The organism is Microbacterium hydrocarbonoxydans (assembly GCF_023715885.1).
GTDB classification, from domain to species: Bacteria; Actinomycetota; Actinomycetes; order Actinomycetales; family Microbacteriaceae; genus Microbacterium; species Microbacterium hydrocarbonoxydans_C.
On sequence record NZ_JAMBOY010000001.1, the window covers coordinates 199,968 to 220,463 of the forward strand.

Genomic DNA, 20,496 nt, shown 5'->3' on the forward strand with positions numbered 1-20,496 from the left:
GCAAGGGAGAGAGATGAGTACCGACATCGATGTGAACGTCGCGCCGTCCGGCACCGGATGCGTCGAGTGCGACGAGCGGGACGGCTTCTGGGTGCATCTGCGCCGCTGCGCCGCCTGCGGGCACGTGGGATGCTGCGACTCGTCGCCGGGCCAGCACGCGACGGCGCACTTCCAGGAGACCGGGCACCGCCTGATCCAGAGCTTCGAGCCGGGTGAGGACTGGTTCTGGGACTATGTCGACGAGACCGTCCTCGAGGGACCGGAGCTCGCGGCTCCGACCAGCAGGCCGCAGGATCAGCCCTCCCCCGGCCCGGCCGGACGCGTGCCGGCGAACTGGCGCGAGCTCATCCACACCTGACATGACGGATGCGGTGCGGGACCGCGACGGCCCCGCACCGCATCCGACGCGCGTCAGCGCTGATCTGCGACCGCGTCGCGCGCCTGCTCCGCCTCTTCCTTGACGGTGTCGGCGGCTGAGACGGCCTCGTCCTTCACGTGGGACGCGGCATCCGTCACCTCGTCCTTGACGGCCGTCGCCGCGTCCTGCGCCGGTTCCTTGAGGTGCTCCCCGACCGTCTTCGCGACCGACGTCGCCTCGTCGACCAGCGGCTGTGCCTTGTCCTTGACCTCTTCGGCGAGTTCCTTCTCCTTCTGCGAGGCCGGGATCAGCGCCGCCGCGACGAGCCCGGCCGCGAACGCCATCAGCCCCACCGCGAGCGGATTGCCCTGCGCCTTGCGCACGGCGCTGTGCCCGACGCCGCCGACAGCCGAGGCCGCCGTCGAGCCGGCGTCCGACACGGCGTCGCCCGCATCGTCGGCCGCGCCCATGACGCGATCGACGACCGACCGGACGGCACCCTTCATCTTCTTCGTCTGCCGGTGCACGACCTTCGACGGCGTGACCTTGTCGGCCAGGGCGTCGACGTCGCGGCCGAATTCCTGCCTGGTGCGCTCGATGTCGGCGCGGATGGCGTCTGGTGAATCACTCATCGGTTCTCCTCGTTTCTCTTCACGGCGTCCGGGATGCGCTTGACGGTCTCGACCGTGCGCGGCGCCCCCTCGACGCTCTTCAGCTGTGTGCGTCCCATCAGGAACAGGACGAGCGCGATCAGCGCCCAGATGACGGCGACGATCACCGCCGACCAGCCGAGGCCGGTCAGATACCCGAGCGCCCACCACAGGGCGACGGAGAGGAAGAAGACCGCCATGAGCGCCGCGTATCCCGCACCGCCCAGCATCCCCGCTCCTCGACCCGCCCTCGCCGCCGACTGCTTGAGCTCGGCCTTGGCCAGTTCGAGCTCCTGGCGCATCAGCGTCGACAGGTCGGATGTGACCTCTCCCAGCAGATCGCCGAGCGACGTCGTCTCGGCCTTGCGCTCGGAGGGCGTCGGGTCTGTCATGGTCGCTCCTCTCCGGGCGCATCGTGCGCGGCGCCGGCACGGTCATAGAGCGGGGTGTCGCTGCCTTCGAGGGGCGGGGTCACGCCGGTGTCATACCGCGCGCCTCCCGGCGACCCCGGCAGCCCGGTCGGCTCGCCCACCGGCACCGGCGGCACCGGCGGCGGAACGGCACCGGTCTCGCCCGTGCCCGCAGCCGAGGCGGGAGCGGCGGTGCCCGGGCCCGCCGCAGCAGAACCGGGAGCATCGGAAGCCTTCGATCCCGAGGATCCGCTCCCCGAGCTGCTCTCAGCCGCGCTCTCGGACAGCGCCCTCGTCAGCCGCCCGACGACCAGTCCCGCTGCCGCCGCGACGGCGATGAACGTGCCGGGCTTGCGGCGGGCGTAGGAGGTCACCTCCGACAGGAGCGACTCCGGATCGCGATCCCCGATCCAGCCCGCGATGCCCTGCACCCTGGTTGACACCTGACGCACGAGGTCGGCCGCCACGCCACCCTCCGCGCCGTCGGCCATGGTCTTCAGCTCGCCACCCACCGACTGCAGCCCCTCGGCGACGCGCCGCTGCTGCACGGCCGCCTGGTCGCGCAGCTCGTCTCGCGTCTGCCGGTACAGGTCCTTCACCTGATCCTTCGCCTCATGCGCGACGGCACCGGCCTCGGCCTTCGCGGTCTCGACCACGCCGGCCGCCTGCTCCGACGCAGTGCCGGTCAGGCCGATCGCCTCATCCTTCGCGGTCTGCACGACTCCGGAGGACTCCGAGGAGCCTGTGCCGGAGGCCGGAGCCCCTTCGCCATAACTCTGTGACATGTTGTTCCTCTCGCTGCGGCCGGTGCTCACCGGCGTGGGAACGGGTCTACGCCCGCGTCCGAGGCGGGTCGCGAGGGTTGACGTGCGCGCCCTGCGAGGGTTACTGTGCCGCGCGCGCGACCGGAGCCGGATCCGGCTCGGAATCGGCGTCGCGGATCGCGTCGGGACTGCCACGCGGCGGCGAGCGCCGCCTACGATGGGGCCATGGCCGACAAGCCGCAGTGGCTGATCCGCGAGGACGCGAGCGTCTCCGTGCTCGTCGCGCTGGCGCTGCGTCAGGCCATCGGCATCCGCGCTCCCGACGACCTGCCCGGCCTCCGCGACCTGCCGGTCAGGCCGCCGGACGCGACCGAGGTGACCCCGGCGCTCGAGAAGCAGTGGCGCGAGTACTGGGACATGACGGTCGAGCCTCGTGCGCACCCGTCGGGGGTGCCGCTCGAACTCGTCGAGGGGTTCGACACGCTCGTCGCCCTGCCGGCCTCCGGGGCGGAGGAGCTGCGCGAGGCCGTCGCGCCGCACGCAGCATCCGTCCTGCACTATGCGCGCGTCGCGCATGACCGCTATCTGACGTCGATCCGCAGCTCGATGGGCACCCGATCCGGCGCGGGCACGACGAACGGGGAGTCCTACCGCGCGTACGCCAGCGCGATCGCGGAGTTCGAGCGCGACATCGGTCGCCGCGCGCACTCGTTCGAGCTGAACGTGCAGGTGCTGCCGTTCTCGCAGCGCGGCATCTGGTGGATCGGCACCCTGACCGTCGCGGTGACCGACGGTCTGCGTCGCGACGTCGTGTCGTTCGACTCGGCGATCCGTCCGATCATCGCCGAACTCGCCTGACGCGGGCCGTCAGTCGTTGGTGACGATCGTCTCGTGCTCGACGCGCACCGTGCGATCATGGCGCCGGGAGACCCGCTCGAGGATCAGGCCGACGACGCCGCCCAGCGCGAGGCCGACGGGAACCGTCCACAGCAGCAGGAACCCGAACACCTGTCCCGGCGGGTAGACGACGTCGATCGCCTCGGAGGGCTCGTAGCTGCCCACCATGGTGAGGATGCCGGCGACGATGATGCCGAGCACGACGCCGATCCCCATGAACACGCCGTAGCGCGGCACGCGGCGCACGGTCGCCTCGACCGTCTCGGGGGCTTCGTGGGAGGACATGTGTCCATTGTCCCACCGTTGGACGAGACGCGGGCACCGGATGCAGTGCACCGCCCTCCCCGCGTCCGCTGCGGGGAGGGCGGTGCGGCCCCCGGGGATCAGACGCCGGTCGTGACGTCTGCACCCTCCGCGTTCGCCCGGTTGCGCCGAGCGATGAGCACACCGGCTCCCGCGCCGAGCGCGACGATCACGAGACCGCCGACGATCCACGGCCAGATCGGCGCGCTCTCAGCGTCGGCGACGGCGGTGACGGATGCCGCAGCAGTCGTGCCCTCGCTCTCCTGCGCCGGTTCCTCCTCGACCGCGACCCCGCACTCGGTCGTCACCGGGACCGACGCCGTGACCGGGTCGAGTTCCTCGCCTGCGCCATAGGTGCCGAACGCCGCCGCCCCTGCCTCGGTGAGGGTCGCCGGCAGCGCGTCGAGCGACAGCATCCCGTCGACGATGGCTGCATCTCCCATCGCGAACTCCGCGAAGCGCACGCCCTGCTGGTCGACGCCCTGCCCGTCCTGCGTGGTGCCCAGCACGTCGAACACGAGATACCCCGCGTCGCCGGCGAGTTCGAGACGCGCGTTCGACAGGGTCGTGTTCAGCGCACCGCCGTGGCCCGAGAACGCGATGCTGCCGCCGAAGGCGACGAGTCCGGTCAGGCTCTCGTCGTCGAACGAGCCGGTGCCGTTCTGCCAGACGTACTCGGGATAGCGGTACTCCACATCGGAGAGGGTCCAGCCGCCGGCCGCGATGCCCTCGATGTAGGTGCGGAACGACTCCTTGAAGCCCCACTGCAGCGTCGCACCCTCGACCGTGCACTGCCCGATCGCTGCTGCTGCACGGGTCAGAGTGAACTCGAGGCCGCGCGAGACCGAGCCCTGCAGGGTCAGTGTGTGGGCGCCGTCCTCGAGGGTGGCGGGCAGGGAGCCCGACCAGCTCGCGACGCCCGATGCGTCGGCGTCGACGGTGCCCAGCAGCACGGGCGTCGAGTAGACGACGACCTGGATGCCGGTCTCGTTCGGCCGGAATCCGGATGCCGAGATCGTCGCCGATCCGCCGGACTGGAGCGCCACGAGATTCGTCTCGTCGATTTGGATGCCGGTGGTCGCCGGAGGCGTGGCGGGGATCGTCGTCTTCGCCTTCACCGCAGCCGCCGCGACGGTGCCGGTGGTCCCCGCCGGAGCAGCCGCGACCGAGCCGACGGTGAACGTCACCGGGTCGAGTGTCGTCGAGAAGCCGGCGAGCACCCGGTCGCGCCCCTGAGCGGTGAGCGCAGCGGGAGCACCGGAGTAGGTGACCGCACCGTTCGCGGTCACGACGACAGCGCGCGACAGGTCGAGCGTCGCGAACGGCACCTGAGCGCCGGCGTGCGTCACCGACAGGGTCGCCGCGTTCGCCGATGTGACGGTGATCTGCGGGTTGGAGACCGTGACGTCGAGCACGCCGCCGTGACCGGTGAAGCGCACGGCGCCCTGGTAGACGACGCTGCCGAGCCCGCTGGCCGCACTGTAGTCGCCGCCGACCGTCTGCCCGAACTGGAACATGCCGCCGGAACGGGTCGCGCCGCCGGAGACCTCGATCGCGCCCTTGGCGATCCCGCTCGTCACGTAGCTCGTGAACGACGACGAGATCGCCCACCGCAGCGAGCCGCCCGGAACGGGCACGCCGGGCGTCGTGGGCTGCGTCGTCGGCGGGGTCGTCGGCGGTACCTCGACGATCGGTCCGAGCAGTGCGTCCCACTGCTGCGGCGTGATGGTCACCGCGCCGCGTCCGTAGATGGTCTGCGCGGTCGGCATGGTGTGCTGCTGCCACACGATGACCTCGTAGGTCTTGGTGCGGTCGAGCAGCTTCGCGGCGGCCGTGAGGTCGACCGAGAACTCGCCGCCGGCGATCGGGCGCACGTACTGCATGGCAGCGAAACCGCCGCCGGCCGTCACGTCGGCCTCGGTGCCGGTCTCGATCAGTGCGACGTAGGCGCCGGCGATGTCGCCGAGCTTCGAAGCGGATGCCGAAACGGTGAGACCGTCGGCAGCGGTCGCCGCCGTGACGGTCGTAGAGACGACCGGGACGTTCCCGTAGTTCAGCGGGACACTGCGCTCCTGCGCCGCGTTGACCACGCCGCCTGCGCCGTACGTGTACACGCCGTAGGCGCCGGGCGTCGCCGCGGCATCCTTCAGCGTCAGAGTGGCCTGGAAGGTGCCGTCCGCCGCGATGTCGACCCACTGCCCGCGGATCGCGGCCTGGTACTGCGCCGGAACCTGATTCAGCACGGACTCCGCAAGAGCCCACTTCTGCGCGCCGACGGAACGCGTCGAGGACGCGGCGCCGGTCGAGGGCTGCCACTGCGACGCGAAGTTGCCGAACACGACGTAGGTGCCCTGCGGGAGGTTCGAGGGGATCGGAACGCCGCGGCCGCCGACGTTCGCCGTCGGGTCGTAGCCGGTGCCCTTCACGACGACCGTGTCACCGGCCTCCAGCGCGGTCGTTCCTGCGGGCGTCGTGCCGTCGGCGAGGAACACCTCGAGGGAAGGCTCCGGGGGTGCGACCGAGTAGTTCAGGGCGACGCTGCGCTCCTGCGCGGCGTTCGAGACGCCGCCCGCACCGTAGGTGTACACGCCGTACGAGCCCGGGGTGGCCTTCGTGTCCTGGAGCGTCAGAGTGGCCTGGAAGGTGCCGTCCGCCGCGATGTCGACCCACTGCCCGCGGATCGCGGCCTGGTACTGCGCCGGAACCTGGTTCAGTACCGACTCGGCGAGCGCCCACTTCTGCGCGCCGACGGAACGCGCCGAGGAGGCGGCGCCGGTCGAGGGCTGCCACTGCGACGCGAAGTTGCCGAACACGACGTAGGTGCCCTGCGGGAGGTTCGAGGGAATCGGCACGCCGCGGCCGCCGACGTTCGCCGTCGGGTCGTAACCCGACCCCTTCACGACGACCGTGTCACCGGCCTTCAGCGCGGTGGTGCCCGCGGGCGTGATGCCGTCGGCGAGGAACACCGCGATCGAGGGAGCGGCGGGCCCGGGCGTCGTGCCGGGGTCCGTGCCCGGGTCAGTGCCGGGATCGGTGCCCGGGTCAGTGCCGGGATCGGTACCCGGGTCAGTGCCGGGATCGGTACCCGGGTCAGTGCCGGGATCGGTCGTCGCGGGCGGGAACACGGCATCCCACTGCGCGGCCGAGATCGCGACGTCTCCCCGGGCGTAGATGGTGTCGGCGTTCGGCACGGAGTGCTGCTGCCAGATGAGGACCTCATAGACCTGCGAGCGGTCGAGCTTGTCGGCCGGAGCGGTCAGCGAGAAGGAGCTCGCACCGCCGCTCACGGCGGGGAACGGAATCGCGAAGGCGGCGTAGCCGCCGCCGGGGCCGGAGAGTCCACTCTCCGTGCCTTTCACGATCAGGGCGGCGTAGACGCTGGCGACATCGGGGAGTCCGCTCGCGTCGACCCCGACGGTCACGCCGCTCGCGCCGGCCGATGTGACGGAGGCCGCGACCGACCCGCTCGCGGCATGCGCCGGAGGCACGATCACCGCGCCGGCGGCTATCAGGAGGAAGGAGACGAGGGCGGCGAGAAGCACGCGGATGCGGCTGCTCCCCGGGGATTCGATGGCTGTGTCGTTCACGGTTCTCCAGGCGCCGGGCACGCGAAGAGGGTGCGCGCCAGCGGTGCCGCTGTGCAGTCGAGCGAAGGGTGATTGTTGGTTAGGCTTAGCTAAGTAAGCACTGGTCCCGAGACTAGAGGCGGCGGCGAGATCCCGTCAAGTTTTAGGATAGCCTTGCCTAATGCGCCGCGTCCCTGCCGTTCTCCTCGCTGCCGCGCTCGCCCTCGGTCTCGCCTCCTGCGCGACGCCCGGGCCCACGACGCAGCAGGCCGCGGATCTCGATACCTGCCCTCAGGCATCCGAGCCGCTCGCATCCCTCGACCTCGTCGACGATGTGCGTGCCGCCACCGGCGTCTCGACCGCCTGCCTCTCCAGCCACGCGATCGAGCCGGTGACCGACGACGCCGCTCCTGCCCTGCCGGTCACGGTCACGGACGCCGAGGGGCGCGAGGTCGAGATCAGCGACGTCGACCGCATCCTGCCCATCGACATCTCGGGCACGGTCGCGTCGACCGTCTTCGCCCTCGGACTCGGCGACCAGGTCGTCGGACGCGACTCGTCGACGCAGTTCGCCGGGACGGAAGACCTGCCGGTCGTGACCAAGAGCGGCCACACGCTGAACGCCGAGGCCATCCTCGAGCTCGCCCCCACCGTCATCCTCACCGACACCACGATCGGCCCCAAGGAGATCCGCCAGCAGCTGCGCGACGCGGGCATCGCGGTCGTCGTCGTCTCCAGCGATCGACGCCTCGACACCACCGACGAGCTCGTCACCGAGATCGCCGCAGCCCTCGGAGTGCCGTCGCGCGGCAAGGCGCTCATCGAACGGCTGGATGCCGATCTCGAGGCGTCCCTCGCCGAGATCGCCGGGGTGGTCCCCGCATCGGTCGACGACCGCGCGCGGATGCTGTTCCTCTACGTGCGCGGGAGCGCGAACGTGTATTACATCTTCGGCGAGGACTCCGGCGCCGACTCCCTGATCGACGCGGTCGGTGGAGTGGACGTGGCGGGCGAGATCGGCTGGCAGGGCATGAAGCCCATGACCGCCGAGGCGCTCGTCGCCGCCCAGCCCGACGTGCTGGTGATGATGACCGACGGGCTCGAATCCGTCGGCGGCGTCGACGGGCTCCTGGAGCGCATCCCCGCCATCGCACAGACTCCGGCGGGTGCGAACCGTCGCGTGATCGACATGGCCGACAGCGAGATCCTCAGCTTCGGGCCTCGCTCGGCCGAGGTGGTCGGCGCGATCGCGCGCGCCCTCTACGCCCCCGACACGGCCACCGCAGAGTCCCCGAAGTGACCGGCGAGGTCGTCACGCGCACCCCGGGCACCCACCGGGGCCTTCGCTTCACCGTCGTGGTCATCGGGCTCGTCGCCGCCCTCGTCGTCACCTGTATCGCCTCGATCACGAGCGGCCAATACGCCCTCTCCCCCGCCGACCTCGTCGGCGTGCTCCTGAAGGGCGTGGGGATCGACACCGCCTGGGCGCCGACGTCGGCCGCCGACTACGGAGTGATCTACAACCTCCGACTGCCGCGGCTCGTGCTCGGCATCCTCGTCGGCGCCGCCCTCGCCGTGTCCGGCGTGCTCATGCAGGCGATCTTCGGCAACCCGCTGGCGGATGCCGGAGTGGTCGGAGTCTCCTCCGGCGCGGCGCTCGGCGCGGCCGCGAGCATCACGCTCGGACTCGCGTCGTTCGGCATGTGGACGACACCCGTGTTCGCCTTCCTCGGCGGGCTCGCCGCGGTGCTCGCGGTCTACTTCATCAGCCGGTCAGGCGGACGCACCGAGGTCGTCACGCTGCTGCTCACCGGCATCGCCATCAACGCGATCGCCGGCGCCGGCATGGCCTTCCTGACGTTCCTCGGCACCACATCGACACGGGAGCAGATCGTGTTCTGGCAGCTCGGGTCGCTCAACGGCGCGCTGTGGTCGAACACCGCGCTCGTCGCACCGTTGGTCGCGGTCGGGGTGCTCGTCGCCGTGATCGTGTCGTCGCGCCTCGACCTCTTCGCCCTCGGCGAGCGCACCGCCCGGCACCTCGGCGTGAACGTCGAGGCTCTGCGGATGGTGGTCATCGTGACGGTGGCGGTGCTCGTGTGCGCGGCGGTCGCCTTCGCGGGCATCATCGGCTTCGCGGGGCTCGTCGTCCCCCACCTGATGCGGATGCTGATCGGTCCAGCCCACCTGCCGCTCGTGATCTCGTCGGCGCTCGGCGGGGCACTGCTGATCGCCCTCGCCGACCTCGTCGCCCGCACCGCGGTGCCGCTCGCCGACCTGCCGATCGGCATGATCACCTCGCTCGTCGGCGGGCCGTTCTTCCTCTGGCTACTCGTACGAACGCGTCGTCGCTCGGGAGGCTGGGCGTGAACGCGACGGAGGGCGCCGTGCGACTGCAGGCCCGCGCCGTGACCGTGCGCATCGGCGCCGGCCGCGCCATCCTCGACGACGCCTCGATCGACGTCAGGGCGGGCGAGATCCACGCTCTCGTCGGCCCCAACGGAGCCGGAAAATCGACGCTGTTCGGTGTGCTCGCCGGCGACATCCTGCCGCTCGCGGGAGACGTGCTGCACGACGAGACGCCGCTCGCCGGCATCCGCCCGCCCGACCTCGCCCGCGCCCGCGCGGTGCTGCTGCAGGAGAACGCGGTCTCGTTCCCGTTCACTGTGGAGCAGGTCGTGCGCATGGGACGGGCGCCCTGGGCGCGCACCGACGCCGCGAACGACGACGACGCGCTCGTCGCGGCGGCGATGGCGGCGACCGAGGTCACGGAGCTCGCTTCGCGCCCGGTGACCTCACTCTCGGGGGGCGAACGCGCCCGCGTCGCCCTGGCGCGCGTGATTGCGCAGAGCACCGACATCCTGCTGCTCGACGAGCCGACCGCCGCACTCGATCTCAAGCATCACGAGGACGTCATGCGGCTCGTGCGCAGACAGGCGCATGCCGGGGCGGCCGTCGCGATCGTGCTGCACGACCTCAACGCCGCACTCGCACACGCCGACCGGGTGACCCTGCTCGTCGCGGGGAACGTTGCGGCGACCGGCACGCCGGCCGAGGTGCTGACCGCCGAGCGCATCGAAGCCGTCTACGGGCAGCCCGTCGACGTCTTCCCGCATCCCGTCACGGGCGTGCCGCTCGTCGTCGCGCGACGCTAGGGCGCCTGGGTCGGGTGCATGGGGCGCGCCGCCGCCGGGCGTACCAGGGCGGTGCGGTCTGGTTCCGCGAAGCCGAACTGCTCGTAGAGGCCGTGCGCATCGCTGGTGAAGAGAGTCCAGCGGAAGTGGGCACCCGGTCCGTCGTCGATCATGGCCTGCACGATCCGCTTGCCGAGGCCGCGACCTCGATGCGCCTCCAGCACGATGACGTCGGCGAGGTAGGCGAACCCGGAGCCGTCCGACACCGCTCGGGCGAAGCCCACCTGCGCGCCGGTCCGCTCCTCGTAGACGCCGATGACCCGCCACGCATCGCGGATCTGCGCCACGATGTCGTCGCGGCTGCGCCACTTGCCCCAGTACACCTCGCGGAGCGCGGCCCACACCGCGTCGATGTCGATGCGGTCGGGCGAGTCGTCCACGACGTAGCTCATCCGTTCATTCTGCATCGGCCGACGACCGGGTCAGGGACGCAGGGGCAGCACGTCGAGCAGGTCGGCCCGCGTGCCGGAGGCGCGGATGCGGCCGGCGGTCTCTGCATCCGTCCAGTGCTCGACGCCCGTGGCGACGGCGATCCAGGTCGCGGCATCCATCTCGACGACGTTCGGAGGGGTGCCGCGGGTGTGGCGCGGACCCTGGATGACCTGCACCGCCCCGAACGGCGGGACGCGCACCTCGACGCTGTTGCCCGGCGCCTTCTCGTCGAGCAGCTGCAGCAGGTAGCGCACGGCGGTGGCGAGGTCGTTCCTGACCGGCTTCGTCCCGGCGTCGCCGGCGGCACGCACGGCGTCGAGCGCGGCGCGTCCGTCGATGATGTCGATCCTGCGAGGGGGCATGGGATCCAGGGTACGCCGGGCGTCGGCATCCCTCTCCCGTCGTGGATTCGCGCCCGCGTCGCCCGCCGTCGGGGGTCCCGACAGGCATAGGCTCGAGGCGATGACCGAGAATCCCGAGACCCTGCACGGCGCGCGGGCCGAGCTGATCGCCGCGGCGCAGCGCGCGGACGGGTGGGCGAAGCCGTTCCCGCCCCTGGTCGGCGACGCGCACCCGGCATCCGTTCTCGTGCTGTTCGGGCGGCTCGACAGCACGCCGGCGCAGACCGACGAGGCCACGGTCGCCGCCGACCTCGACGTGCTGCTGCAGCGGCGGGCGGCGACCCTGTCGTCGCACCCCGGGCAGGTGTCGTTCCCGGGCGGACGTCGGGAGGAGCAGGATGCCGACGCCGTCGCCACCGCGCTGCGCGAGGCGCAGGAGGAGACCGGCCTCGATCCCGCGGGCGTCGAGGTGCTCGCCACGCTCGGCGAGCTGCCCCTCGCCGCGAGCAACCACGTCGTGACGCCCGTGCTGGCCTGGTGGCGTTCTCCGTCGCGCGTCGCGGCTGTCGATCACGCCGAGACGGTCGAGGTGTTCCGGGTGCCCGTCGCGCAGCTGCTCGACCCGGCGACGCGCTTCACGTCCCGCCTGCACCGGTTCGGCCGCACCTGGCGCGGACCCGCGTTCGACGTCGACGGCACGATCGTGTGGGGGTTCACGGCCATGGTGCTCGACGCCCTGTTCGACGCGACGGGGTGGACGCAGGACTGGGACCGCTCCGCCGAGCGCCCGATCGAGCTCTGAGGCGCCCGCGGTTCTCGCGAACCCACCGTTCCCGTCGCAGTCCGTGCCGTCCGCGGGCTGGACCCGTCCGTTGCCGTCGCAGTTCGTGCCGTCCGATCGATCCTGCGGCGGCACGAAGTGCGACCCGAGCCTCCACGATCGCCGCCGAGGTGTCGCACGCGGCCGCCGTCGGTACCGAGAACCGCCGTCGGTATCGGCACCACGCCGCAGTCGGAAACCCCGCCGTGCGCGTCGGTAGGCTGGTCGGGTGAAGATCCTCGTCCTCGGTTCCGGTGCCCGTGAGCACGCGATCATCCTCGGCCTGCGAGCGGAGCAGACGGATCACGAGATCTTCGTCGCCCCCGGCAACGCGGGTATCGCGCAGGATGCCACCCCGGTGAGACTCGACCCGCTCGACGGCGCGGCGATCACCGAGTTCGCCAACGAGAACGCCGTCGACCTCGTGGTCGTCGGTCCCGAGGCGCCGCTCGTCGCGGGGGTCGCCGACGTTCTGCGCGAGCGCGGCATCCCGGTGTTCGGCCCGGGCAGGGCGGCCGCCCAGCTCGAAGGATCGAAGTCGTTCGCGAAGCGGATCATGGATGCCGCGGGCGTGCCTACCGGCCGCGCCGTGCGCGCCGCGACGACCGCCGAGGTCGAGGCCGCGTTCGACGACCTCGGCGCTCCGCACGTGGTGAAGGCCGACGGCCTCGCGGCAGGCAAGGGCGTCATCGTGACCTCCGACCGCGCCGAGGCGCTCGCCCACGCCGAGCAGTATCTGCCGTCGGGTCCGGTGCTGGTCGAGGAATTCCTGTCGGGCCCCGAGGTCTCGCTCTTCTTCCTCAGCGACGGCGACACGGTGCGCGCGCTGAGCCCCGCACAGGACTTCAAGCGGGCGCTCGACGGCGACGAAGGTCCCAACACCGGCGGCATGGGCGCGTATTCACCCCTTCCCTGGCTCGCCGAGCAGTTCGGCAGCGAGCGAGCCTTCGTCGATGAGGTCACGCGTGACGTGGCGCTGCCCGTCATCCGCCAGCTCGACAGCGAGGGCACCCCGTTCATCGGACTGCTCTACGCGGGGCTCATCCTCACGCAGGCCGGCGTGCGCGTGATCGAGTTCAACGCCCGCTTCGGCGACCCCGAGACGCAGGTCGTGCTCCCGCGCCTCGTGACGCCGCTGTCGGAGCTCCTGCTGGCCGCGGCATCCGGCACCCTCGAGGACCAGCCCGCCCCGGAGTTCCGCGACGACGTCGCGATCACGGTCGTCGTGGCGAGCGAGGGCTACCCCGAGGCGCCGCAGACCGGCCGCCCGATCGAGGGTCTGGCCGAGGCTGCGTCGGTCGAGGGTGTCCGCCTCGTGCACGCGGCGACCGCGAGCCCCGACGCCCCTGGCGGATCGCTCGTCGCGACCGGCGGACGCGTGCTGAACGTCGTGGCGACGGCATCCGACTTCCGCACCGCGCGAGACCGCGCGTACGAGGCGATCGGGCGCATCCGCCTCGAAGGCTCGCACCACCGCACCGACATCGCCGCCCGCGTCGCGGAGTAACGCCGCCTCTCTTCGCCCCGCGAACCACCCCTCTTCGGCCGAGCCACCCCTCTGCGACCCGTTCGCACGGGGGTGGCTCGCGCAGAAAGGGGTGGTTCGGCGAGATGACGAGGACGTGCGCTTGACAGCATCCACTTTCTTCAAGAAAGTAGGAGGATGCCACTCCGCTCCGACTGGTCGACCGCCACGTGTCCGATCGCCCGCTCCGCCGATGTGCTCGCCGACCCGTGGGTCTTGCTGATCCTGCGCGAGCTCTTCTCCGGGCGTTCCCGTTTCGACGAACTGCGCGACGCCACCGGCGCCGCCGACTCCGTGCTCGCCCGCCGCCTCAGCGCCATGACGGGTGCCGGACTCCTCGCCCGCGACACCGAGCGCGGCTACGCGCTGACGGATGCCGGGCGCGAGACGCTGCCGATCCTCCACGCGCTCGCGCGGTTCTCCCGCGTGACCGACCCCGATGGTCCCTGGGGCCTGCAGACATCGTGCGCGAGGTGCGGCGAGGCCGCGGCATCCGTCGACTGGTGCACGCACTGCGAGGCCCCGCTCGACGCGGAGTCGACCCTGTGGGCGCGGCGCAGCTTGGGCGGCGAGCCGTTCGCGCTGGTCACGGGAGTCCCCGCGTGACCGCCGAATCGGTCGAGGAGCCCACCGGCACCTCGGCATCCCGCCCGCGTCGTGTGCATCCGGCGTGGATCGTCGCGCTCGTCGCCCTCATCGCCCTGATCGGCGCCGCCGGCTTCCGCGCCGCCCCGGGCGTGCTCATGCTGCCGCTGCAGGACGAGTTCGGCTGGACCACCGCCGAGCTGTCGCTCGCCGTCACCGTCAACCTGCTGCTGTTCGGGCTCACCGCTCCGTTCGCGGCAGCGCTCATGCAGCGCTTCGGCATCCGAGCGGTCACCGTGACGGCGCTGTTCGTGATCGGCGCGGGCGCGGCGCTGAGCGTGTTCGTCGCGACGCCCGCGCAGCTGATCCTCACCTGGGGCGTGCTGATCGGACTCGGCACCGGGTCGATGGCCCTCGTGTTCGCCGCGACCATCACCGACACGTGGTTCGCGACCCGCCGCGGACTCGTGTCGGGTGTGCTCACCGCGGGCAGCGCGACCGGTCAGCTCATCTTCCTGCCCGTGATCGCGACCTCGGCCGAGCAGATCGGATGGCGCGGAGCATCGCTGGTCATCGCCGGCGGCGCTCTCGCAGTCGTGCCGCTGGTGTGGATCTTCCTGCGCAACCGGCCGAGCGACCTCGGCGTCGGACGCTACGGCGAGCCCGCCCCGACCGTGCCGCCTGCCCCACGCCCGCGTGGCAATGCCTGGGGTGCCGCGCGACTCGCGATCACGACGCTGCGCGACGCCTCACGCACGAAGACGTTCTGGGCCGTCGCGATCGGCTTCGCGATCTGCGGCGCCTCGACCAACGGACTGATCGGCACGCACTTCATCCCCAGCGCCCACGACCACGGGATGCCGACGACCACTGCCGCGGGCCTCCTCGCCGTCGTCGGGATCTTCGACATCGTCGGCACCGTGTTCTCGGGCTGGCTCACCGACCGGGTGAATCCCCGCATCCTGCTCGCGGCGTACTATGCGCTGCGCGGGGTGAGCCTGCTGTTCCTGCCGAACCTGCTGTCGGCGGAGGTGCAACCGAGCATCATCGTGTTCATCGTGATCTACGGCCTCGACTGGGTGGCGACCGTGCCGCCGACGATCGCCCTGTGCCGCGAGGTGTTCGGAGACCGCGGACCGCTCGTCTTCGGCTGGGTGTTCGCCGCGCACCAGATCGGCGCCGGCATCGCCTCGGTGCTCGCGGGCATCGTGCGCGACCAGACCGGCCAGTACACGATCGCCTGGTTCGCCGCGGCGGGGCTGTGCGCGGTGGCTGCGCTGGTCAGCGCGACGATCCGTCGGCATCCCGCGCCCACCCCGCTGTCCTGACGCCCTCTCTCCCCCTCGCACGCCCTCTCACGACCGCCGAACCACCCCCTTTTTGCCGAACCACCCCCTCGCAAACGGTGTGCGAAGGGGTGGTTCGGTGCGAAAGGGGTGGTTCGCGGGGAGAAGGGGCGGGTCAGAGCACCTTCGAGAGGAAGTCCTTCAGACGCTCGTTCTTGGGGTCGCCGAACAGCTCGGCAGGCGGGGCCTGCTCGACGACCACTCCGCCGTCCATGAACACCGTGCGGCCCGAGACCTCGCGCGCGAAACCCATCTCGTGGGTCACGAGCACCATTGTCATGCCGCCCGACGCGAGGTCGCGGATGACCTGCAGCACTTCGCCGACCATCTCGGGGTCGAGTGCGCTGGTCGCCTCGTCGAAGAGCATGATCTCGGGATCCATCGCGAGCGCGCGGGCGATCGCCACGCGCTGCTTCTGACCTCCAGAGAGGGATGCGGGCTTCGCTCCTGCCTTCTCCGAGAGACCCACCCGGTCGAGCAGTGCGAGGGCGCGCTCGCGGGCCTCGGCCTTCGACAGCTTGCCCGTCTCGACCGGAGCGAGCGTGATGTTCTCGAGCACCGTCATGTGCGGGAACAGGTTGAAGTGCTGGAACACCATCCCGATGCGCTGGCGCACGTCGTCGAGCTTGACGCTCTTGTCGGTGAGGTCGACACCGTCGATGACGACGTGTCCCGACGTAGGCTCCTCCAGCTTGTTGAGGCAGCGCAGCAGCGTCGATTTGCCGGATCCCGACGGGCCGATGACCGCGATGACCTCGCCGTCTTCGACGGTGAGGTCGATGCCCTTGAGCACCTCGTTGTCGCCGAAGGACTTGTGCAGGTCCGTGACCTCGATCTTGCTCATGCGTTGAACGTCCTCTCCAGGCGGTTCGCGAGCAGCGTCAGCAGCGTGATCACGACGAAGTAGATGATGGCGACGATCGTCAGCACCTGGGCCGACAGGTACGTCGAGGCGATGATCTGCCGCGACTGGAACGTGAGCTCTGCCAGGCCGATGACGCTGATGAGCGACGTGTCCTTCAGGGTGATGATGCCCTGGTTCACGAATGACGGGATCATGATGCGGAACGCCTGCGGCAGCACGACCTTGCGCATGGTCTTCCAGTGGCTGAGACCCAGCGAGCGCGACGCCTCGTTCTGACCGGGGTCGACGGCCTGGATGCCGCCGCGGATGATCTCGGTCATGTAGGCACCGGTGTTCAGCGAGAGCGTGATCGCTCCGGCGACGAACGGGTCGAACGTCAGGCCGGGGAACAGCTGCGGCACGGCGAAGAAGACGAAGAACGCCTGCACGAGGATCGGGGTGCCGCGGAAGACGAACACGTAGGCGGTGGCGATCCAGCGGAACGGCGCGATGCGCGAGATACGGCCGAAGCCGAACACGAGTCCGAGGATGAACGCCGCCACGATCGCGACGAGGGTCGCGAGGATCGTGAGCCACAGACCCTGCATGAGGGCCGGCCAGTACTTGATCGCGACGGAGATGATGTCGGTGGCCTGCGCTGACCCGCCCTCCCCGCCATCGCCTTCGGCGAGATAGCGGTCGACGATCTCGTCGTACTCACCCGAGTCCTGCAGGTTCTTGAGTCCCGCATTGAACATCTCGATGAGCTCGGGGTTCTGTCCCTTGTTGACCGCGAAGCCGTACTCGCCGCCGAGCTCGGGCTCGCCGACGAGACGGAAGCCCGACCCCTGCTGGATGCCGTACGCGAGCACGGGGAAGTCCTCGAAGTAGCCGACGGCCTGGCCTGCCTTCACGGCATCCACCATGTCGGTCGTGTCCTGGTACGGCGTGATGCGGAAGCCGTACTCGTCCTGGTTCTCCTCGGCGAAGGTCTGCCCCTGTGTTCCGGTCTTGACCGCCACGGCCTCGCCGTCGAGGTCGTCGAGCGACTGGATGTCGCTGGAGTCGAGCACACCGAGCTGGATGCCGCTGGTGAAGTACGGGTCGCTGAAATCGAAGGTCTGCTTGCGCTCGTCGGTGATCGACATGCCGGCCATCACCGCGTCGACCTGGTTGGCCTGCAGCGCCTGCACGGCCGCGTCGAAACCGAGCTGGCGGATCTCGACCTCGAAACCCTGGTCCTCCGCGATCGCGCGGAGCAGGTCCATGTCGATGCCGACGAGGTCGCCGTTCGGGTCGGTGAACTCGAACGGCGCGAAGGTGGTGTCGGTGCCGATGACGTAGGCCTCGCCGGTGGTGTCGGCGTTGGCTGCGGTGGCCCCGCCGAGCAGAGCGCCCGCGGCGACGAACGCCGTCAGCGCCATCGCGCCGACGGTGCGGCCGAAGCGGCGCAGGCGCGCGGTCGCGGGGAAGGGATTCGGGATCACGACGGATGCTCCTCGGATCGGATGATGCGACCGGACAGCCGCCGAGGTTCAACCCTACTTGGCGCGCGCTTCCGTGCCCGCGAGGTCGATCCAGTAGCGCCGGAGCATCGCGTGCCCTCGCGCGCTCTGATCGCGGACATCCTGCAGCACTCCGCCCGCTCGCTCGATCGTGCGGTAGGAGCCGACGTTGTCGTCGTCGCAGGTGACGAGCACCCGATCGAGACCGAGTTCGCGGGCGCGATCCAGCGCGAGCGCGAGGCCCGCCGAGGCGTATCCGAGCCGACGCCGTGACGCACGTACCGAGTATCCGATGTGACCGCCCACCTCGCGCAGGTAGTCGTTGAGCTCGTGCCGGAACGAGACGAATCCGACGACCTCGCCGTCGTCGACGATCCAGTACAGGTCGTTGTGCACGGAGTCGTCGGGGAGCTCGGCCGAGGTGTCGGCGAGCAACTCGGACTTCGCGACGAGGGCGTCGAGCGTCTCACGGTCGGGCGTGACAGGGGCCTGGAGCCCGGATCCGTCCACATGGCCGTCGCCGAACTCGGCGACGGCCGAAGCCCAGCTGTCGAAGAGGGCGGACGTCGGGCGGACGAGCTCTACGGTCATCGCCTGATGCAATCACACCCCGTCCCGCCCGCCAAACCGCGCGCCGCGTCGGCTGGCGGCGGACGCACCGCGTTTCGTCTCGTCGCTGCGCTCCTCGCTCAACGACCGCAGAGCTTTCCCTTCCGGGTCGTTGAGCGAGCGAAGCGAGACGAAACGCGCCAGCCGCGCTCAGGCGGAGGGCGCGGGGTCGGCGGCGGGAGCGGATGCGGCGGGCGCACCGGCATCCGTCGCCTTGGGCGCTCCGCGGAGGAAGAACGCCGCGATCAGTCCGATGACGATCACGCTCGCCGGCAGCAGGATCGCCTGCGACATGGCAGCCGCGAACCCGTCGGCCACCTGCGGGGGCAGAGAGCCGCCCGAGCTGATCGATCCGGCGGAGTCTCCCATGCCGGGCAGGTTCGCCTCGAGGCGTGCCTGCATGAACGTCGCGATCGCGGCGGATCCGATGACGGAGCCGATCGTGCGGGTCGTGTTGTAGATGCCGGCGCCGGCACCTGCTTGACGCATCGGAAGGCGACGCGTGGCCGTGGTGGCGAGCGGCCCCCACATGCCCGCGCTGCCGATCCCGAGCAGCGCCGACGGGAACAGGAACATCCAGATCTCGGTGTCCATGCGCACGAGCGACGAGTACCAGGCGAGCGCCGAGGCGAAGATGACGAGGCCGGGGATGAGGATGAACCGCGGGTCGGTGCGGTCGAGGATCTTCCCGGCCAGCGGGGCGAGCACGCCCGAGAACACGGCCATGGGGATCATCAGCAGCGCCGCCTGGGTCGGGGCGAGTCCGCGCGCGATCTGCAGGAAGAACATCAGCGGCAGCGACATGCTCGTCACCGCGAAGCCGACGGTCGCGATCGCGACGTTGGCCCCCGAGAAGTTGCGATCGCGGAAGAGCTCGAGCGGCACGAGCGCCTCGCTCTTCGTCTTCCACTGCTGCAGGATGAACAGCCCCATCACGACGACGCCCGCGATGATCAGACCCCACACCGAGATCGGGCCCCAGATGACGCCCCAGTCGTACTTCTCGCCCTCCTGCAGTCCGAAGACGACAAGGAAGATCGCTAGTGCGCTGAGCAGCACGCCGAGGATGTCGAAGCGGTGCGGGTGCGTCTGCAGCTTGGGCACGAGGATCCACGCGGCGATGAACGCGATGACCCCGACGGGGAGGTTCACGAAGAAGATCCACTCCCATCCGAGGCCGTCGACGAGGACGCCGCCGAGCAGCGGGCCGACGAGCGTCGCGACACCGGCGGTCGCACCCCACAGACCCATGGCAGCGCCGCGGCGGTTCGGCGGGAACGTGCGCGTGATGACCGCCATGGTCTGCGGCGTCATGAACGCCGCGCCGAGTCCCTGCGCGGCGCGCGCCACGATCAGCCCCTCGAGCGAGGTCGACAGACCGCACCAGAGCGAGGCGAGCGTGAAGATCGCGAGTCCGATGAGGTAGATGTTCTTCGGGCCGAAGCGGTCGCCGAGGCGTCCGGTGATGAGCAGCGGCACGGCATAGGTGAGCAGGTAGGCGCTCGTGACCCACACGACGTTGTCGAGGTTGTTGGTGTTCGGGTCGAGTGCGGCCTTGATCGCCGGGTTCGCGACCGAGACGATGGTCGTGTCGACGAGGATCATGAAGAAGCCGATGACGAGCGCCCAGAGGGCGGGCCAGGGGCTCGCGGGGCGCTGTCCGGCGGCGAAGGTCCCGGTGTCGGGTCCGGTCGCCTGACGGGATTCGGTCATTGCTGTGCAGCCTTTCGCTGAGCGAGATAGCGATCTGTGTCGGTGAAGGCGGTCGGCCCCCAGGGGAGGTCGTCGCCGTCGAGTCGAGCGAGGAGCGAGTCGAGCCAGCCCAGTTCCGCGCCGAGCAGGACCTCTTCCCTCTCGATCTCGACGAGCACCTGGGCGGGGACGCCCTTCGCCCTGGCCTTGTCGAGGCCGTGGCGGTGCAGGTCGTGGGTCTCGACGAGTGCGGCGCGACGCTCCTGCAGCAGGGTGCGCACGTCGTCTCGTTCGAGGTTGTGGGATTCGGCGAGCGCGATGCGGAAGTCGGTCTCGCGGTCCACACGCGGCAGCTCTCGGCGCACCCACGCGATGACGGTGTCTCGACCGGCATCCGTCAGCGTGTAGGTCGTGCGCTCGGGACGATTGCCGTCGCGGTCGATGCCGACCTCGTCGATCAGCCCGGTCTTCTGCAGCCGGGAGACGGTGTGGTACAGCGTCCCGTTGGTGATGGCGATGAGGCGGTCGTCGTGGCGGGCTCGCAGCAGACGCACCATCTCATAGGGGTGCATGTCGCTCTCGCGCAGCAGCGCGAGCACCATCACCCCCATGGGCGTGAGTGTGTCGACCGGGCTCTTCACGACATCCTCCATCT

Annotated in this window: 21 protein-coding genes; 9 read left to right on the top strand and 12 right to left on the bottom strand. The window is 70.6% G+C overall.

Annotated elements, in window-relative coordinates; translation table 11 throughout:
- Positions 1 to 13 precede the first annotated feature (13 nt).
- On the top strand, positions 14 to 358 hold the full coding sequence (locus M3195_RS00850; RefSeq protein ID WP_251584305.1) for a UBP-type zinc finger domain-containing protein: 345 nt from the start codon (positions 14 to 16) through the stop codon (positions 356 to 358).
- A 53-nt stretch (positions 359 to 411) separates the two neighbouring features.
- Here M3195_RS00850 and M3195_RS00855 read toward each other — a convergent pair whose 3' ends face one another.
- From M3195_RS00855 to M3195_RS00865, 3 genes are read right to left on the bottom strand one after another with little or no spacing between them, the layout of a single operon-like run.
- On the bottom strand, positions 412 to 990 hold the full coding sequence (locus tag M3195_RS00855; RefSeq protein WP_251584307.1) for a DUF3618 domain-containing protein: 579 nt from the start codon (positions 988 to 990) through the stop codon (positions 412 to 414).
- A complete protein-coding gene (locus M3195_RS00860; RefSeq protein WP_096716209.1) occupies positions 987 to 1,400 on the bottom strand; it encodes a phage holin family protein in 414 nt (137 codons plus the stop codon). The genes M3195_RS00855 and M3195_RS00860 overlap by 4 nt, the downstream gene beginning before the upstream one ends.
- On the bottom strand, positions 1,397 to 2,203 hold the full coding sequence (locus tag M3195_RS00865; protein ID WP_251584309.1) for a hypothetical protein: 807 nt from the start codon (positions 2,201 to 2,203) through the stop codon (positions 1,397 to 1,399). The genes M3195_RS00860 and M3195_RS00865 overlap by 4 nt, the downstream gene beginning before the upstream one ends.
- A gap of 204 nt (positions 2,204 to 2,407) precedes the next feature.
- On the opposite strand from M3195_RS00865, the gene M3195_RS00870 reads away from it, so the two are divergent.
- A complete protein-coding gene (locus M3195_RS00870; RefSeq protein ID WP_251584311.1) occupies positions 2,408 to 3,040 on the top strand; it encodes a zinc-binding alcohol dehydrogenase in 633 nt (210 codons plus the stop codon).
- Between the two features lie 9 nt (positions 3,041 to 3,049).
- Here M3195_RS00870 and M3195_RS00875 read toward each other — a convergent pair whose 3' ends face one another.
- Both M3195_RS00875 and M3195_RS17020 read right to left on the bottom strand, forming a co-directional pair.
- Entirely contained in the window at positions 3,050 to 3,364 is a 315-nt protein-coding gene (locus M3195_RS00875; protein ID WP_251584313.1) for a potassium transporter Trk, read from the bottom strand.
- 98 nt (positions 3,365 to 3,462) lie between these two features.
- A complete protein-coding gene (locus tag M3195_RS17020) occupies positions 3,463 to 6,969 on the bottom strand; it encodes an HtaA domain-containing protein (RefSeq protein ID WP_251584315.1) in 3,507 nt (1,168 codons plus the stop codon).
- A 160-nt stretch (positions 6,970 to 7,129) separates the two neighbouring features.
- On the opposite strand from M3195_RS17020, the gene M3195_RS00885 reads away from it, so the two are divergent.
- From M3195_RS00885 to M3195_RS00895, 3 genes are read left to right on the top strand one after another with little or no spacing between them, the layout of a single operon-like run.
- Positions 7,130 to 8,248, top strand: coding sequence for a heme/hemin ABC transporter substrate-binding protein (locus tag M3195_RS00885; RefSeq protein ID WP_251584317.1), 1,119 nt, complete (start codon positions 7,130 to 7,132; stop codon positions 8,246 to 8,248).
- Positions 8,245 to 9,318: a FecCD family ABC transporter permease gene (locus M3195_RS00890; protein WP_251584319.1), complete on the top strand. Its 1,074-nt coding sequence runs from the start codon at positions 8,245 to 8,247 to the stop codon at positions 9,316 to 9,318. The genes M3195_RS00885 and M3195_RS00890 overlap by 4 nt, the downstream gene beginning before the upstream one ends.
- A complete protein-coding gene (locus tag M3195_RS00895) occupies positions 9,315 to 10,103 on the top strand; it encodes a heme ABC transporter ATP-binding protein (protein WP_251584321.1) in 789 nt (262 codons plus the stop codon). The genes M3195_RS00890 and M3195_RS00895 overlap by 4 nt, the downstream gene beginning before the upstream one ends.
- Here the strand turns inward: M3195_RS00895 and M3195_RS00900 are convergent.
- Both M3195_RS00900 and M3195_RS00905 read right to left on the bottom strand, forming a co-directional pair.
- On the bottom strand, positions 10,100 to 10,534 hold the full coding sequence (locus tag M3195_RS00900) for a GNAT family N-acetyltransferase (RefSeq protein ID WP_251584323.1): 435 nt from the start codon (positions 10,532 to 10,534) through the stop codon (positions 10,100 to 10,102). The genes M3195_RS00895 and M3195_RS00900 overlap by 4 nt on opposite strands.
- Before the next feature lie 30 nt (positions 10,535 to 10,564).
- On the bottom strand, positions 10,565 to 10,936 hold the full coding sequence (locus M3195_RS00905; RefSeq protein WP_251584325.1) for a sterol carrier family protein: 372 nt from the start codon (positions 10,934 to 10,936) through the stop codon (positions 10,565 to 10,567).
- A 100-nt stretch (positions 10,937 to 11,036) separates the two neighbouring features.
- Here M3195_RS00905 and M3195_RS00910 point away from each other — a divergent pair, with 100 nt between their 5' ends.
- From M3195_RS00910 to M3195_RS00925, 4 genes are all read left to right on the top strand, one after another.
- Entirely contained in the window at positions 11,037 to 11,717 is a 681-nt protein-coding gene (locus M3195_RS00910) for an NUDIX hydrolase (protein WP_251584327.1), read from the top strand.
- A 247-nt stretch (positions 11,718 to 11,964) separates the two neighbouring features.
- Positions 11,965 to 13,242 carry a phosphoribosylamine--glycine ligase gene (gene purD, locus M3195_RS00915; RefSeq protein ID WP_251584333.1) on the top strand — a complete coding sequence of 426 codons (1,278 nt, stop codon included), beginning with the start codon at positions 11,965 to 11,967 and terminating at the stop codon, positions 13,240 to 13,242.
- A gap of 156 nt (positions 13,243 to 13,398) precedes the next feature.
- On the top strand, positions 13,399 to 13,866 hold the full coding sequence (locus tag M3195_RS00920; protein ID WP_251584335.1) for a winged helix-turn-helix transcriptional regulator: 468 nt from the start codon (positions 13,399 to 13,401) through the stop codon (positions 13,864 to 13,866).
- Complete coding sequence (locus M3195_RS00925) at positions 13,863 to 15,173, top strand: MFS transporter (RefSeq protein ID WP_251584337.1); 1,311 nt, start codon at positions 13,863 to 13,865, stop codon at positions 15,171 to 15,173. The genes M3195_RS00920 and M3195_RS00925 overlap by 4 nt, the downstream gene beginning before the upstream one ends.
- Before the next feature lie 133 nt (positions 15,174 to 15,306).
- Here the strand turns inward: M3195_RS00925 and M3195_RS00930 are convergent, their stop codons facing one another.
- The 5 genes from M3195_RS00930 to M3195_RS00950 all read right to left on the bottom strand — a co-directional run bounded on the left by M3195_RS00930 (position 15,307) and on the right by M3195_RS00950 (position 20,494).
- Positions 15,307 to 16,035: an amino acid ABC transporter ATP-binding protein gene (locus tag M3195_RS00930; RefSeq protein ID WP_251584338.1), complete on the bottom strand. Its 729-nt coding sequence runs from the start codon at positions 16,033 to 16,035 to the stop codon at positions 15,307 to 15,309.
- The gene (locus M3195_RS00935) at positions 16,032 to 17,522 is read right to left on the bottom strand and encodes an amino acid ABC transporter substrate-binding protein/permease (RefSeq protein ID WP_251584339.1); all 1,491 of its coding nucleotides are present in this window, start codon (positions 17,520 to 17,522) and stop codon (positions 16,032 to 16,034) included. The genes M3195_RS00930 and M3195_RS00935 overlap by 4 nt, the downstream gene beginning before the upstream one ends.
- A 54-nt stretch (positions 17,523 to 17,576) precedes the next feature.
- Positions 17,577 to 18,131, bottom strand: a complete 555-nt coding sequence (locus tag M3195_RS00940; RefSeq protein ID WP_251584340.1) for a GNAT family N-acetyltransferase — start codon at positions 18,129 to 18,131, stop codon at positions 17,577 to 17,579.
- 168 nt (positions 18,132 to 18,299) lie between these two features.
- Entirely contained in the window at positions 18,300 to 19,862 is a 1,563-nt protein-coding gene (locus M3195_RS00945) for a DHA2 family efflux MFS transporter permease subunit (protein WP_251584344.1), read from the bottom strand.
- Positions 19,859 to 20,494, bottom strand: coding sequence for a PadR family transcriptional regulator (locus M3195_RS00950; protein ID WP_251584346.1), 636 nt, complete (start codon positions 20,492 to 20,494; stop codon positions 19,859 to 19,861). Before M3195_RS00950 ends, M3195_RS00945 begins: the two co-directional genes overlap by 4 nt.
- Between the last annotated feature and the right edge of the window lie 2 nt (positions 20,495 to 20,496).

Bases quoted from the DNA above. Each gene is read 5' to 3' on its own strand.
- M3195_RS00850 (WP_251584305.1), top strand. From the start codon at position 14: ATGAGTACCGACATCGATGTGAACGTCGCGCCGTCCGGCACCGGATGC.
- M3195_RS00855 (WP_251584307.1), bottom strand. From the start codon at position 990: ATGAGTGATTCACCAGACGCCATCCGCGCCGACATCGAGCGCACCAGG.
- M3195_RS00860 (WP_096716209.1), bottom strand. From the start codon at position 1,400: ATGACAGACCCGACGCCCTCCGAGCGCAAGGCCGAGACGACGTCGCTC.
- M3195_RS00865 (WP_251584309.1), bottom strand. From the start codon at position 2,203: ATGTCACAGAGTTATGGCGAAGGGGCTCCGGCCTCCGGCACAGGCTCC.
- M3195_RS00870 (WP_251584311.1), top strand. From the start codon at position 2,408: ATGGCCGACAAGCCGCAGTGGCTGATCCGCGAGGACGCGAGCGTCTCC.
- M3195_RS00875 (WP_251584313.1), bottom strand. From the start codon at position 3,364: ATGTCCTCCCACGAAGCCCCCGAGACGGTCGAGGCGACCGTGCGCCGC.
- M3195_RS00885 (WP_251584317.1), top strand. From the start codon at position 7,130: ATGCGCCGCGTCCCTGCCGTTCTCCTCGCTGCCGCGCTCGCCCTCGGT.
- M3195_RS00900 (WP_251584323.1), bottom strand. From the start codon at position 10,534: ATGAGCTACGTCGTGGACGACTCGCCCGACCGCATCGACATCGACGCG.
- M3195_RS00905 (WP_251584325.1), bottom strand. From the start codon at position 10,936: ATGCCCCCTCGCAGGATCGACATCATCGACGGACGCGCCGCGCTCGAC.
- M3195_RS00910 (WP_251584327.1), top strand. From the start codon at position 11,037: ATGACCGAGAATCCCGAGACCCTGCACGGCGCGCGGGCCGAGCTGATC.
- M3195_RS00920 (WP_251584335.1), top strand. From the start codon at position 13,399: ATGCCACTCCGCTCCGACTGGTCGACCGCCACGTGTCCGATCGCCCGC.
- M3195_RS00930 (WP_251584338.1), bottom strand. From the start codon at position 16,035: ATGAGCAAGATCGAGGTCACGGACCTGCACAAGTCCTTCGGCGACAAC.
- M3195_RS00940 (WP_251584340.1), bottom strand. From the start codon at position 18,131: ATGACCGTAGAGCTCGTCCGCCCGACGTCCGCCCTCTTCGACAGCTGG.
- M3195_RS00945 (WP_251584344.1), bottom strand. From the start codon at position 19,862: ATGACCGAATCCCGTCAGGCGACCGGACCCGACACCGGGACCTTCGCC.
- M3195_RS00950 (WP_251584346.1), bottom strand. From the start codon at position 20,494: ATGGAGGATGTCGTGAAGAGCCCGGTCGACACACTCACGCCCATGGGG.